Here is a 14,452-nt window from a genome sequence, read left to right on the forward strand (position 1 = left end):
TCAGCGATAGGTGATGAGCTCCGGCGCCTTCAGCAATTGCAAATGCGTGTAACTGTTGAAGGAAGCCAGGGTGACTTCGCTGCCTCTGAATCCAAGCCTGTGCAGCGAAGTGTTGACGATGTGCCAGCTGAGTTGGAACGCCTGCGGCGCAGGCATTCCTGTTATCAGATGCAGCAGCGCCGTGATCGTGCCGCCGGATGTGAATACGGCGATGCGCTCATCAGGGGCTGCGCTGGCGATGATTCTGTCCAGCCCGGCCTTGACGCGGGCGACGAACCCCGGCCAGCTTTGCAGGCCGAGGATGTCGTGCTGACCGCCGATCCAGCGGCCAACGATCAATGAAAAAAGGCGCTGAAACTCTGCGCGTCTGTTGACCGCATCTCGCAGGATTTCCAGCGCGTCGGGCTCTTCTGTCAGCATCGCCGGGATCAGCGCGCGAACGATACCTTCAGCGTCGAACTCGTCGAACGCGCTGTCGATTTCCAGTTCGGGCACCGGCAGGCCAGCTTCGGCGAACTGCGCCAGCGCATTGCGTGCGGTGTCTTTCTGGCGAAGCAGGTCGCCCGAGATGCAACGATCAAAGCCAATGCCCAGATCGGCAAGGTGGGCACCGACAATTTGCGCCTGACGAACACCCACGGGCGACAGGACGTCGTAATCGTCTGCACCAAATGAGGCCTGGCCATGTCGTATCAGGTAGATGCTGCCCACGTCCGTGTCGTCTCGGTACGTTGAAGGTCCGGCGAGGTTATGAGGGATGCCGGTGAGCTGTCAATGAAAAAACATACGCTCGTTTGAAATCACCGTTTTAACGGCTTGTAACCCATGCCGCTGGTGATCATCAGGGGGCCTCGGTATGCTGGCGACATCGCAGCCCTTGATTGGTAAGGGCGCAACGTAAGTGAGGAATATCCGTGGAGTTCGTTGTCGATTACGCCAGCTTTCTGGCCAAGACAGTCACGCTGGTGGTGGCCATCGTCGTGGTGCTGATCGCCATTGCGTCCATGCGTGGCAAGGGACGTCGCAAGACCGCTGGCCAGTTGCAGGTTACCCGGCTCAACGACTTCTACAAAGGTCTGCGCGAGCGTCTGGAGCAGTCGTTGCTGTGCAAGGAGCGGCTCAAGGCGCTGCGCAAGGAGCAGGCCAAAGTCCTGAAAAAAGAGAAAAAGGACAAGCAGCAGGCTGACGCGAAGGCCAGGGTCTATGTGCTGGATTTCGACGGCGACATCAAGGCCTCTGCCACCGAGAGCATGCGTCATGAAATCACGGCGCTGCTGACCCTGGCGACGGACAAGGACGAAGTGGTGCTGCGTCTGGAAAGCGGCGGCGGCATGGTTCACAGCTACGGCCTTGCATCTTCCCAACTGGCCCGTATTCGTCAGGCGGGTATTCCGCTGACCATCTGCATCGACAAGGTGGCGGCCAGTGGCGGCTACATGATGGCGTGCATCGGCAACAAGATCATCAGCGCGCCGTTTGCCATTCTGGGTTCCATCGGGGTGGTGGCTCAGTTGCCGAACGTCAATCGTCTGCTGAAGAAGCACGACATCGACTTCGAAGTGCTCACAGCTGGCGAGTACAAACGCACCCTGACAGTGTTTGGCGAGAACACAGAAAAAGGCCGCGAGAAGTTTCAGCAGGACCTGGACATCACTCACGACCTGTTCAAGAACTTCGTTGCCAGCTATCGCCCACAATTGTCCATTGACGAAGTCGCCACCGGTGAAGTCTGGCTGGGTATGGCTGCGCTGGACAAACAACTGGTCGATGAGCTCAAGACCAGCGACGAGTACCTGGCCGAACGTGCCAAGGACGCCGATGTGTTTCATCTGCACTATGTGCAGCGCAAGAGCCTGCAGGAGCGCATGGGCATGGCGGCTGCGGCATCGGCCGATGGTTTGCTGACCAGGTGGTGGGGGCGACTGACGCAGCAGCGTTTCTGGTGAACCACCGCCAGATGTGAAGCGCAGCGTCCGGTTCAGGACGGGGCAGAACCCAACACCCAACAAAAAGCCCGGACCTTCAATGAAGGCCCGGGCTTTTTGCTGTCACCGAATGAGTGCAATCAGCGGCGACGGAACAGTGGCAGAGGTTCGTCGGTAGCGGCCTGATAGGTCACCGAGAAATCCTTCAAGCCTTCCAGCGCCTCGTACGGGTCCTTGTCGGCACGCACCGCAAAAGCGTCGAAACCGCAGCGGCGCATGTAGAACAACTGGTCGCGCAGTACATCACCGATAGCGCGCAATTCGCCCTTGTAACCGTAGCGATCACGCAGCAGACGCGCATTGGAGAAGCTGCGCCCGTCGGTGAAGGCCGGGAAGTTCAGGGCAATGACCTGAAACTGATCGACCGCATCGCCGATTTCCTCGGCTTCTTCATCGCTGTCCAGCCATACACCCAGACCGCCATCACGCGCCTTGAGCGCGTGACCATGTTCGCGCCACAGCGCCAGCGGCACGATCAGGTCGTCGCAATTGGACAGGCTGTCGAAGGTCGTGTCCTTGGGCAGCAGGTGCCAGGTCTCGTCGATGACTTCGTTGTTCTTAATGATTCGCTGCATAGACGCGCTCCTTGAAAGGGTCAATGCCAATACGCTGATAAGTGTCGATGAAGCGCTCGTCCTCGTTGCGTTTCTCGACGTAGACGTCGATCAGCTTCTCGATCACATCCGGCATTGCGTCCTGAGCGAAGGACGGGCCAAGGATCTTGCCCAGACTCGCGTCGCGGCTGGCGCTGCCACCCAACGAGACCTGATAGAACTCTTCGCCTTTCTTGTCCACGCCCAGAATACCGATATGGCCGACATGGTGGTGACCACAGGCGTTCATGCAGCCGGAAATGTTCAGGTCCAGCTCGCCGATATCGAACAGGTAGTCCAGGTCATCGAAACGACGCTGGATCGATTCTGCAATCGGGATCGACTTGGCGTTGGCCAGCGAGCAAAAGTCGCCGCCGGGGCAGCAGATGATGTCGGTCAGCAGGCCGATGTTGGGTGTGGCGAAGCCGTTTTCGCGCAGCTCGTTCCACAGCGTAAACAGCTCGCTCTGCTCCACATCCGCCAGAATGATGTTCTGCTCGTGGGAGGTGCGCAGTTCGCCGAAGCTGTAGCGATCCGCCAGGTCGGCGATGGCATCCAGCTGCTTGTCGGTCACGTCACCCGGCGCAACGCCCGTCGGCTTGAGCGACAGGGTCACGGCAACGTAGCCCGGCTTTTTGTGCGCGAATACGTTACGTTGACGCCAGCGAGCGAAGCCTGGGTGCTCGGCGTCCAGCGCGGCGAGTTCGGCGTGCTGGTCGGTCAGTGCCTTGTAGTCGGGGTCCACGAAGTGCCTGGAAACGCGCTCCACTTCAGCTTCGGTCAGGGTGGTCTGGCCACCGCGCAGGTGGGTCATTTCCGCTTCGACTTTCTCGGCGAATACTTCAGGCGTCAGTGCCTTGACCAGAATCTTGATGCGCGCCTTGTACTTGTTGTCACGACGGCCATAGCGGTTGTACACACGCAGGATGGCGTCAAGGTAGCTCAACAGGTCCTGCCACGGCAGGAACTCGTTAATGAACGCACCGACTACCGGCGTGCGGCCCAGGCCACCGCCGACCAGTACACGGAAACCCAGTTCGCCCGCTGCGTTGCGCAGTGGTTCAAGGCCGATGTCGTGCACTTCGATGGCGGCGCGGTCGCCGCTCGAGCCATTGATCGCAATCTTGAACTTACGCGGCAGGTAGGCGAACTCCGGGTGGAAAGTGGTCCACTGACGCACGATTTCGCACCATGGACGCGGATCCACCAATTCGTCTGCCGCGACACCGGCAAACTGGTCGGTGGTCACGTTGCGCAGGCAGTTGCCGCTGGTCTGAATGGCATGCATCTGCACCGTGGCGAGTTCCGCCAGGATATCCGGCACGTCTTCCAGCGCCGGCCAGTTGAACTGTACGTTCTGGCGGGTGCTGATGTGCGCGTAACCCTTGTCGAAGTCACGAGCAATTTTCGCCATCATGCGGGTCTGGCGTGATGTCAGCTGGCCGTAGGGCACGGCAACACGCAGCATCGGCGCGAAACGCTGAACATAAAGACCGTTTTGCAGGCGCAACGGTCGAAACTCTTCCTCGCTCAGTTCCCCGGCCAGGTAGCGTCGGGTCTGATCCCGGAACTGCTTGACGCGGTCCTCGATGATCTTCTGATCGTAATCGTCGTATACGTACATATAGGTCCTGTTCTCAGGCTTCGTAATGAAGCAGCGCCGCTGCAGGTCACGCGTATCGGGGCACGGCTTCATTCAATCAATTCTGCGCGCACGGTCGCGCACTCCCTGCGGAGCGGAGGCGAAGATAGCAGTTTGCAGATATCGATAAAAGTGATGTTTATATATATGCAAATCACTAAAAGCGATAAGCAACGCGACAATTGAACAAGACCTTGCTTGCCGTGTGGGCAAGTCTCGGCTTAACTGAGGTTTGATCACTGCCTGATGCGTATCGCATCAATCTTTTCATATGCAATCACCCACAAGACTTACAAGAGGCGATGCGATGAGCAAGCACCCTAAAACGACCAGGTCCGACAGTTCCGTGGATGCCTGGGCCATACTTTTCATCATCATCCTGGCCGTGGGCGCCGCTGTATTCTGGGTTAGCGGGCATTAGGCTCTGCACGACAAATGGCGACGCATCGGTGATGCTGCGTTAAAAACGGGCTCGTGCGCGAGTCCGATCGCAATGCTCATTTACAATCCGTAGAGTCGAACGCGACCCCGGCCGTTCTTCGCCTGTTTTTGCCTTGCCTGACCTTCGCTGGCCGACTGTTCGTACTGAGCCTGGCTCACGGCAAAGAATTCGTTCTAGCGCTCCAGAACATTGTGGGTGCAGCCGATAGATCAGCTATAGAGCGATAGAGCGATCAACCCGCGGTTCAAGGTCTGGATATATGAAAGTGTTGGTGGTCCGTTGGCTGGTTCTGCTCAGCTGTCTGTGGGCAGGCTCGGCATGGGCGGCGGACGTGGTGTTTATCAGTCCCGGCACTGAAAGTGACGGGTACTGGCGCAGTTATGTCCGGGTGATGCAATCGGCGGCTCACACCACCGGCATGACATTGCACGTTCTTTATTCTGACCGCGACACCCGAAAACTTCTGGCGATGGCCCGCGAAACGTTGCAGGGCAGTGTGCGTCCGGACTATCTGCTGTTCTCCAACGAGCTTAATGTCGCGCCGGAAATCCTGCGTCTGTCCCGAGGCAGTAGCGTCAAGTTGTTCGCCGTCAACAACACGCTGACGGCGGACCAGATCCGTATTCTCGGCGATCTTCCCACCCGTTATCCCGACTTCATCGGAAGCCTGACCGGCAATGACGAGGAGGGCGGTTATATCACCGCCAAGCGGCTGATCAGCCTTTCACCGCCCGCCGAAGAAGGTGAGGTGGTCGAGATGCTGGCTTTTTCGGGCACCAATACCACGCCGGTTTCACTGCATCGTGAGCAGGGCCTGCGGCGCGCATTGTCGGAGCACCCGGAAGTGCATTTGCGGCAGATCGTCTTGAGCGGCTGGCGCAGGGACCGGGCACTGGAGCAGGCGCGCGTGTTGCTCAATCGTTATCCGGGCATTCGCCTGATCTGGTCGGCCAACGAACAGATGGCATTCGGCGCCATGGAGGCGTTGCGCGAGCGAGGTGGGCGTCCAGGCAAGGACATTCTGTTCAGCGCCATCAATGGCACTTCGCTTTCGCTGCAAGCGCAACTAGATGGGAGCCTGAGCGTGGTCGCCACCGGTCACTTCACCCTCGGCGGCTGGGCAATTATTCTGCTGAACCGCTACGACACCGCTCAGCGACAAACGCGCCAACAGGCCGGGGCCAGAACGATTCAAGTCTTGCATCTGGTCGAGCGCCAGGATGCGCAACGTTTTCTGGAGGCTACCTGGAACGAGCGTTATCGACTGGACGTTCAAGCGTTCAATATCAGTGGCACTGGAGATGACTCGCCATTCGCTTTGAAAAACATGCTGCCGCCCGCTCAGTCCAGCGCCAGATAAAGCACCAGTTGCACGATGCCGAACAGAATCGCGACGAACAGCACGGTGAGCAACAGACCCAGCAACAGAAAGTGGGCCGGTTTGCCGTGAGTAAAGTCGCGCTCTCGATTCTTGCCACTCTGCACCCCCAATGCGGCTGCCAGCACGCTGTGCAGCATCTGCCGCAAGGTGGGGGCCTTGTCTTTGGGAGAGTGGTTGGAGGAGTCTTCGCGGGGATCGTCCATAACACTCGCCTGAGCAATACCTGTTCAGCGTAGCCAAACGTGCATGGCGGGGACGGGCAACTCGTCGCCGGATTGCCCGGCGACGATGTAAGGGGTGCCTGGCGTTACTCGTCGTAGCCCAGGTTCGGCGCCAGCCAGCGCTCCGTCACGCTCAGGTCCTGACCTTTGCGGGCGGTGTAGCTCTCGATCTGGTCCTTGTCGATCTTGCCGACAGCGAAGTACTGCGCCTGAGGGTGGGCAAAGTACCAGCCACTGACGGCGGCTGCCGGGAACATCGCGTAGTGCTCGGTCAGGAACACGCCGCTGCGACCCGGCGTATGCTCGGGCGTGCCTTCCGGCAGCGGGTCGAGCAGGGCAAACAAGGTGCCTTTTTCGGTATGGTCAGGGCAGGCGGGATACCCTGGAGCCGGACGAATGCCCAGGTATTGCTCTTTGATCAACGCTTCGTTGTCCAGCGCCTCATCCTTCGCGTAGCCCCAGTATTCCTTACGCACCTGCTGGTGCAGCCATTCGGCGCAGGCTTCGGCCAGACGGTCGGCAAGTGCCTTGACCATGATCGAGTTGTAATCGTCGCCCTTGTCCTGATAGGCCTTGGCCACTTCTTCGGCACCGATACCTGCGGTGGTGATGAAGCCACCGATGTAGTCGGTCAGGCCGCTGCTCTTGGGTGCGACGAAGTCAGCGAGCGAGAAATTCGGCTTGCCGTCGGGTTTGATGGTCTGCTGGCGCAGGTGGTGGAGTTTTGCCAGCGGCTTGCCGTCGTCGCCATAGACTTCCAGATCATCATGATCGACCTGATTGGCCGGCCAGAAACCGAACACGGCGCGAGCGCTGATCAGTTTTTCGTCGATCAGTTTGCGCAGCATCTGCTGTGCGTCGGCGAACAGCGATGTGGCAGCCTCTCCCACGACCTCGTCGGTCAGGATGCGCGGGTATTTACCGGCCAGATCCCACGAAATGAAGAACGGCGTCCAGTCGATGTAATCGGCCAGCACGTTCAGGTCGATGTCATTGAGCACACGAGTGCCGGTAAAGGTCGGCTCGGCAGGCGTGTAGTTTTCCCAGTCGAACCGGGGCTTCTTCGCCACAGCCGCGCCGTAGCTCAGACGTTCGGTGCGCGAGCTGCGGGCCGAGGTGCGCTCGCGCACTTCGATGTACTCCAGGCGCGTCTTCTCGATGAAGGCAGGCTTGAGTTCCTTGGACAACAACTGAGTCGCCACGCCGACGGCACGCGACGCGTCGGTCACGTAGATCACCGCATCGTTGCTGTACTTGGGTTCGATCTTGACCGCCGTGTGCGCCTTGGAGGTTGTCGCGCCGCCGATCATCAAGGGCAGGTGGAAATCCTGTCGCTGCATTTCCCGGGCAACGTGGACCATCTCGTCCAGCGACGGGGTGATCAGGCCGGAGAGGCCGATGATGTCGCATTTTTCTTCGCGCGCCACCTGCAGGATCTTCTCGGCAGGCACCATCACGCCCAGGTCGACGATGTCGTAGCCGTTACAGCCCAGCACCACGCCCACGATATTCTTGCCGATGTCATGCACGTCGCCCTTGACCGTGGCCATCATGATCTTGCCCTTGGCCTCCGGTTTGTCGCCTTTTTCCAGTTCGATGAACGGAATCAGGTGCGCCACCGCCTGCTTCATTACGCGGGCGGATTTGACCACCTGCGGCAGGAACATCTTGCCGGAGCCGAACAGGTCGCCCACCACGTTCATGCCGGACATCAGCGGGCCTTCGATCACTTCGATAGGACGATTGAACGACAGACGTGACTCTTCAGTGTCTTCAACGATGTGGGTGGTGATGCCTTTGACCAGCGCGTGTTCCAGGCGCTGATTGACCGGCCAGCTGCGCCATTCTTCGGTTTCGGCTTCCTTGACGCTGCCATCGCCCTTGAACTTGTCGGCAATGGCCAGCAGCGCATCGGTGCCGTCGGGGTTGCGGTTGAGCACCACGTCTTCCACGCAGTCGCGCAACTCGGCCGGGATCTGGTCGTAGATTTCCAGTTGCCCGGCGTTGACGATGCCCATGCTCAGGCCGTTGCGGATCGCGTGCAGCAGGAACACCGAGTGAATCGCCTCGCGCACCGGGTTGTTGCCCCGGAACGAGAACGACACGTTGGACACGCCGCCAGAAGTCAACGCGTACGGCAGTTCATCGCGGATGTAGGCACAGGCGTTAATGAAGTCCACGGCGTAGTTGTTGTGTTCTTCGATGCCGGTGGCGATGGCGAAGATGTTCGGGTCGAAAATGATGTCTTCCGGCGGGAAGCCGACCTCATTGACCAGAATGTCATAGGAGCGCTTGCAGATTTCTTTCTTGCGCGCCTCGGTATCGGCCTGGCCCTGTTCGTCGAATGCCATGACCACCACGGCTGCGCCATAACGCTTGCACAACCTGGCGTGGTGAATGAACTGCTCGACGCCTTCCTTCATGCTGATCGAGTTGACGATGCCCTTGCCCTGAATACATTTCAGGCCTGCTTCGATGACTTCCCACTTGGAGGAGTCGATCATGATCGGCACGCGAGAGATGTCCGGCTCGCCTGCGATCAGGTTGAGGAAGGTCACCATGGCCTTCTTCGAGTCCAGCATGCCTTCGTCCATGTTGATGTCGATCACCTGTGCACCGGCTTCGACCTGTTGCAGGGCGACTTCCAGCGCTTCGGTGTAGTTGTCTTCACGGATGAGGCGGGCAAAGCGGGCAGAACCGGTGATGTTGGTGCGCTCGCCGACGTTGACGAACAGCGACTGACGATCGATGGTGAAGGGCTCCAGACCCGACAGGCGACAGGCCTTGGGAATATCCGGAATCTGGCGCGGCGCATAGCCCGAAACGGCCTGGGCGATGGCCTTGATATGCGCAGGGGTCGTGCCGCAGCAGCCGCCGACGATGTTCAGGAAACCGCTCTGGGCAAATTCCTCAATGATCTTCGCGGTCTGGCTCGGCAGCTCGTCGTACTCACCAAACGCGTTAGGCAAGCCTGCGTTGGGGTGCGCGGAGACGTGGGTATTGGCCTTGTTGGCCAGTTCCTGCAGGTACGGACGTAGCTCACTGGCGCCCAGCGCGCAGTTCAGGCCCACGGACACGGGTCTGGCGTGACTGATCGAGTTCCAGAATGCTTCTGTGGTCTGGCCGGACAGCGTACGGCCAGACGCATCCGTGATGGTGCCGGAAATCATGATCGGCAGTTCGAAGCCCAGTTCCTCGAACACACCTTGCACCGCGAAGATGGCGGCCTTGGCGTTGAGGGTGTCGAAGATGGTTTCGATCAGAATCAGGTCCGCGCCGCCCTCGATCAGGCCACGCGTGGCTTCGGTGTAGTTTTCTACCAGTTCGTCGAAGGTGACGTTGCGATAGCCGGGGTTGTTGACGTCTGGTGACAGCGAGCACGTGCGACTCGTCGGCCCGAGCACTCCTGCGACGAAGCGTGGCTTGTCCGGGGTTTCCAGGGTCTTGGCGTCCGCCACCTTGCGCGCCAGGCGTGCGCCTTCGACGTTCAGTTCGTAGACGATCGATTCCATGCCGTAATCGGCCTGGGACACCTGAGTGGCGTTGAAAGTATTGGTTTCAAGGATGTCGGCGCCGGCATCGAGGTACTCCTTCTCGATGGCGCCAATCACGTCCGGGCGGGTCAGGATCAGCAGGTCGTTGTTACCCTTGACGTCGCTGGGCCAGTCGGCGAAACGGGTGCCGCGATAGTCCTGCTCCTCCAGCCTGTAGCTCTGGATCATGGTGCCCATGCCGCCATCGAGGATCAGGATCCTCTGTTTCAGAGCGTCGAGAAAGGCTTGATGGCGGGCGCTGCGGTCAGACATGAGGGCTACCTTGAGAAGGTCAATACGTAAAGAACGCGATAATAGCAAACCGGAACGGATTTAGTGTTGTCCGGGCTTTTGCATGAAAATCGTTCATGTTGGCGGTGCGCGTGCCCTTGTAGAATTAATGCCTTTTTAATATCAGGGCTCAGGTTCCATGCCGTACCGCTTTCTGGCAGGCATTGCCCTGCTTTTTTCCTGCTGTGCGCTCCAGGCCCAGACATCCCCGCCGGCTTCGTCACCCGCCATTTCTTATGTGCGGGACATTCAACCCATCCTCACCGAAAAATGCGTGGCCTGCCACGCCTGTAACGATGCGCCTTGCCAGTTGAATCTGGGCAGTGGCGAGGGCGTGAGTCGCGGGGCGAACAAGATACCGGTCTATCAGGGGGATCGAACCCGGGCGGTCGCGCCGACCCGCTTGTTTTATGACGCCCGCGACACCGACGCCTGGCGCGGCAAGGGGTTCTATTCGGTGCTTGACGCGCAGGGCAGCCAGGCGGCGTTGATGACCCGCATGCTGGAACTGGGTCGCAGCGCGCCATTGCCGGCCAACAGCAAGATTCCAGACAGCATTGCACTGGGCATCAACCGGGAAAACGTATGCCCGTTGCCGGGTGAGTTCAATGCCTACGCGGCGGCCCACGGCCAACAAGGCATGCCGTTGGCGGTGGCCGGGCTGACCGACGCCGAGTATCAGACTCTGCAACGCTGGTTGGCTGCAGGCGCTCCGGTGGAACCTCAGGCAATCACCCCAACGGTGACTGAAGCGAGCCAGATTCTGGCCTGGGAAAACCTGCTTAATCAGGCCGGTGCCAATCAGGCACTGGTCGGCCGCTGGTTGTTTGAACACCTGTTTCTGGCTCATCTCTACTTCGAAGATGGCGCGGCGGGACACTTCTATCAGTGGGTACGTTCACGCACGCCTACCGGCAAACCGGTGGACTTGATCGCTACGCGGCGGCCGAACGACGATCCAGGCAGGGACTTCTATTACCGGCTTGTTCCCGTACAGGGGGTGATCGTTCACAAAACGCACATCACGTACGCGCTGAGCCCGCAGAAAATGGCGCGGGTCAGGCAGCTGTTCTATGGCAGCGACTGGAAGGTCGCCGCATTGCCCGGCTATGGTCCTGGGCATCGGGCCAATCCGTTTCTGACCTTCGAGGCGATTCCGGCTGCTGCGCGCTATCAGTTCATGCTCGATAACGCCGAGTACTTCGTGCGCACCTTCATTCGTGGTCCGGTGTGCCGTGGGCAGATTGCGACCGACGTGATCCGCGACCAGTTCTGGGTGATGTTCCAGGAGCCGGGCCATGATCGTTACGTGACCGATGCCGTGTATCGGGGAGAGGCCACGCCGCTGCTGGCCATGCCTGGGCAGAACGATGACGTGGGCAGTGTGCTGAGCCTGTGGCTGTCGTACCGCGATCGCCGCAACGCTTACGAAGATCTGCGTCGCGACACTTACGCGAAGAAGCCGCCGCCGGGCTGGGGTGATGTGTGGGCCGGCAATGACAACGCGCTGTTGACCGTTTTCCGCCATTTCGACAGCGCCTCGGTCACTAAAGGCTTGATCGGCGATGTGCCGCACTCCATGTGGCTGTTCGATTACCCGTTGCTGGAGCGCACCTACTATCAGTTGGCAGTCAACTTCGACGTCTATGGCAACGTGTCCCATCAAGCCCAGACGCGTCTGTATTTCGATCTGATTCGCAATGGTGCGGAGATCAATTTCCTGCGTCTGATGCCTGCTGATGTGCGTGAGAACCTGCTCAGTGACCTCTATCAGGACAGCGGCAAGGTCAAGATGTGGCTGGACTATCAGGACATCGACGATGACACGCCCACCGGCATCAGGCTGGACAAGAAAAGCCCCGTTCGCGATTTCGCGACCCGACTGATCGAGCAGGCCGGTCCGCTCAATGCCTCGCCCGATCCGATCAATCGCTGCAACAGTGCCTACTGCTCGCGTCCCGGACTGAGCGGCAGTCTTGCCCAGGCAGAGCAGGCGCTCAGCCATCTGGCGTCGCGCCCGGCCGCGGGCCTCAAGGTCATCGACCAACTGCCCGAAGCCACCATGCTGCGAATCGAGGACAGCGGCGGCAAGCGAGAGATGTACAGCATGCTGCGCAATCGTGCGCACACCAACGTGGCATTCCTGCTGGGAGAGTCTTATCGCTATATTCCGGGGCTGGATACGCTGACCATCTACCCTGGCGTGCTCAGCAGTTACCCCAACTTCATGTTCAACATCCCGGCTGCCGAGGTGCCAACGTTTGTCGATGCCATGCAGCAGAGTAAGGACCAGGCGAGCTTTGAACAGATTGTGCAGCGCTGGGGCATTCGGCGTACGCATCCGCTGTTCTGGACGTATTTCCACGACCTGAACCGTTACCTTCAGGAAACCGCCCCGCGTGAAGCGGCGGTGCTCGACATGAACCGTTACGAGAACCTCTAGCCCGGTTGTTTCAGGCTGCAGGCCATGAGCTACATGGCCTGCGGCCATCTGTGCAAACCTGAACGAATCACATTTTCTACGATCTTTTTTTCAAATGAGCGGTCCCAGAAGGGCGCGCCATGGAACCAGACGCAAGCGTCGAACGCGGATCCGTGGTTGAGTTGAAAGTCAGGCAGTAGAGGTTTTTTGGATGTTGATTTCGGTACAGGCCTTACGGGCATTCGCAGCGTGGGTCGTGGTGTGTCATCACTTCATGCAGATTTTTTACGACTTCAAGGCCAGCGGTCCCATCGGTGAATTCTTCGTGTCCAAGGGCGCGGTAGGCGTCGATATCTTTTTCGTCATAAGCGGGCTGGTGATTTTCCTGTCCACCCAGAAGAGCGATATGACCGCCGGGCGTTTCATTCTCCATCGCCTGATTCGCATCGTCCCTGCGTACTGGCTGTATACCGCCGCCATGGGGTTGCTGTTGCTGGCGGCAGCGCCGATGTTGCCGCACCAGGTCATCGGTTGGCAGAACTTCCTGCTGTCGCTGGTCTTCATTCCTTCGGAGAATCCCGGCGGCTATGGCCTGTACCCGACGTTGAATGTGGGCTGGACGCTCAACTACGAGATGTTCTTCTACCTGCTGTTCTCCATGGTGTTCCTGTTCAAGCAGCGTCACCGGCCGCTGATCATCGCTGCGGCGCTGTTCGGCGTCAGCGAAGTGCTGGCCAAGGCCGGGTTGATCAGCCGCTTCTATGGGAATGACATCATTTATGAGTTCCTGCTGGGCATCGGTATCGGCATTCTTTATCGCCGTGGCTGGATCAAGGAAGCGCTTTGGCTGCCGCTGGCGGGGATCGCCGTAGGGCTGTATGCAATCAATCATCTGACCAATGATCAGCGCCTGTTGAACTGGGGATTGCCCAGCGCGCTGATCGTGCTGTCCTGTATTTCGCTGGAACCGTATTTCCGGGGTAGCCGACTGCTCAAGGTACTGGGTGATTGCTCGTATTCGGTGTACTTGTTGCACGTACTGGTGCTGTACGGTGGTTTGCTGATGGCGCAGCGCTATGGGTTGAGCCCTTATCTGGTGTTTGCTTTCTGCGTGCCGGTGATCGCTATCGGTGCCTGGCTCAGTTACGAATGGATCGAGAAGGGGGTGTACCGTCGGCTTAAAGACTGGCTGGACGCCCGACGAGCCGTGCAGCCCGCAAGAGCAGTTTCGTAATGAGCGCATTTCCGACAAAAACACTAGGACTTTGTGTGGCGACCTCGATTGGCGTAAACTGCTGGCACGTCTGCGAGGAATGTTCATGACCGCTATCACTATTACCGACGCCGCCCACGATTATCTGGCCGATCTGCTGGAAAAGCAGAACACTCCAGGCATCGGCATCCGCGTTTTTATTACCCAACCGGGCACTCAGTACGCCGAAACCTGTATCGCCTATTGCAAGCCTGGCGAAGAAAAGCCTGAAGACAAGGCCATTGGCCTGAAAAGCTTCACGGCCTGGATCGATGGTTTCAGCGAGGCCTTTCTGGACGACGCTGTCGTCGACTACGCTACCGACCGCATGGGCGGCCAGCTGACCATCAAGGCACCGAACGCCAAAGTGCCGATGGTCAATGCCGACAGCCCGATCAACGAGCGCATCAATTACTACCTGCAAACCGAAATCAACCCGGGGCTCGCCAGTCATGGCGGCCAGGTCACGTTGATCGACGTGGTTGAGGAAGACACGCAGAACATCGCTGTTCTGCAGTTCGGTGGTGGTTGCCAGGGCTGCGGTCAGGCGGATGTCACCTTGAAGGAAGGCATCGAGCGCACCTTGCTGGAGCGCATTCCCGAGCTGTCGGGTGTGCGCGATGTGACTGACCACACTCAGAAAGAAAACGCTTACTACTGAGTGGTTTGGTTTGTCGATTCGAGAAATGC

10 protein-coding genes are annotated in these 14,452 nt (G+C 59.1%); 5 read left to right on the forward strand and 5 right to left on the reverse strand.

The annotated features are described in order from the left end of the window. On the reverse strand, positions 1-711 hold the full coding sequence (locus BUB69_RS01895) for a histidine phosphatase family protein (protein WP_073162019.1): 711 nt from the start codon (positions 709-711) through the stop codon (positions 1-3). A gap of 203 nt (positions 712-914) precedes the next feature. Here BUB69_RS01895 and sohB point away from each other — a divergent pair, with 203 nt between their 5' ends. Then, positions 915-1,946, forward strand: a complete 1,032-nt coding sequence (sohB, locus tag BUB69_RS01900) for a protease SohB (RefSeq protein WP_073162020.1) — start codon at positions 915-917, stop codon at positions 1,944-1,946. Between the two features lie 119 nt (positions 1,947-2,065). On the opposite strand, the gene BUB69_RS01905 is transcribed toward sohB, so the two are convergent. After that, positions 2,066-2,560, reverse strand: a complete 495-nt coding sequence (locus BUB69_RS01905) for a DUF934 domain-containing protein (protein WP_073162021.1) — start codon at positions 2,558-2,560, stop codon at positions 2,066-2,068. Then, entirely contained in the window at positions 2,544-4,202 is a 1,659-nt protein-coding gene (locus BUB69_RS01910; protein ID WP_073162022.1) for a nitrite/sulfite reductase, read from the reverse strand. Before BUB69_RS01910 ends, BUB69_RS01905 begins: the two co-directional genes overlap by 17 nt. A 719-nt stretch (positions 4,203-4,921) precedes the next feature. Here BUB69_RS01910 and BUB69_RS01915 point away from each other — a divergent pair. Further along, positions 4,922-6,022, forward strand: coding sequence for an ABC transporter substrate-binding protein (locus BUB69_RS01915; RefSeq protein ID WP_073162023.1), 1,101 nt, complete (start codon positions 4,922-4,924; stop codon positions 6,020-6,022). On the opposite strand, the gene BUB69_RS01920 is transcribed toward BUB69_RS01915, so the two are convergent. Both BUB69_RS01920 and metH read right to left on the reverse strand, forming a co-directional pair. Continuing rightward, complete coding sequence (locus tag BUB69_RS01920; protein ID WP_073162024.1) at positions 6,004-6,246, reverse strand: DUF2970 domain-containing protein; 243 nt, start codon at positions 6,244-6,246, stop codon at positions 6,004-6,006. The genes BUB69_RS01915 and BUB69_RS01920 overlap by 19 nt on opposite strands. A 104-nt stretch (positions 6,247-6,350) precedes the next feature. Beyond that, on the reverse strand, positions 6,351-10,070 hold the full coding sequence (gene metH / locus BUB69_RS01925; protein ID WP_073162025.1) for a methionine synthase: 3,720 nt from the start codon (positions 10,068-10,070) through the stop codon (positions 6,351-6,353). A 328-nt stretch (positions 10,071-10,398) separates the two neighbouring features. Here metH and BUB69_RS01930 point away from each other — a divergent pair, with 328 nt between their 5' ends. The 3 genes from BUB69_RS01930 to nfuA all read left to right on the forward strand — a co-directional run bounded on the left by BUB69_RS01930 (position 10,399) and on the right by nfuA (position 14,423). Further along, complete coding sequence (locus tag BUB69_RS01930; RefSeq protein WP_175561641.1) at positions 10,399-12,531, forward strand: fatty acid cis/trans isomerase; 2,133 nt, start codon at positions 10,399-10,401, stop codon at positions 12,529-12,531. Between the two features lie 190 nt (positions 12,532-12,721). Then, the gene (locus tag BUB69_RS01935) at positions 12,722-13,744 is read left to right on the forward strand and encodes an acyltransferase family protein (protein ID WP_073162027.1); all 1,023 of its coding nucleotides are present in this window, start codon (positions 12,722-12,724) and stop codon (positions 13,742-13,744) included. Positions 13,745-13,829: 85 nt separating this feature from the next. Beyond that, a complete protein-coding gene (nfuA, locus tag BUB69_RS01940; RefSeq protein WP_004884435.1) occupies positions 13,830-14,423 on the forward strand; it encodes a Fe-S biogenesis protein NfuA in 594 nt (197 codons plus the stop codon). Positions 14,424-14,452: the final 29 nt, after the last annotated feature.

The organism is Pseudomonas asturiensis (assembly GCF_900143095.1).
Lineage (GTDB): Bacteria > Pseudomonadota > Gammaproteobacteria > Pseudomonadales > Pseudomonadaceae > Aquipseudomonas > Aquipseudomonas asturiensis.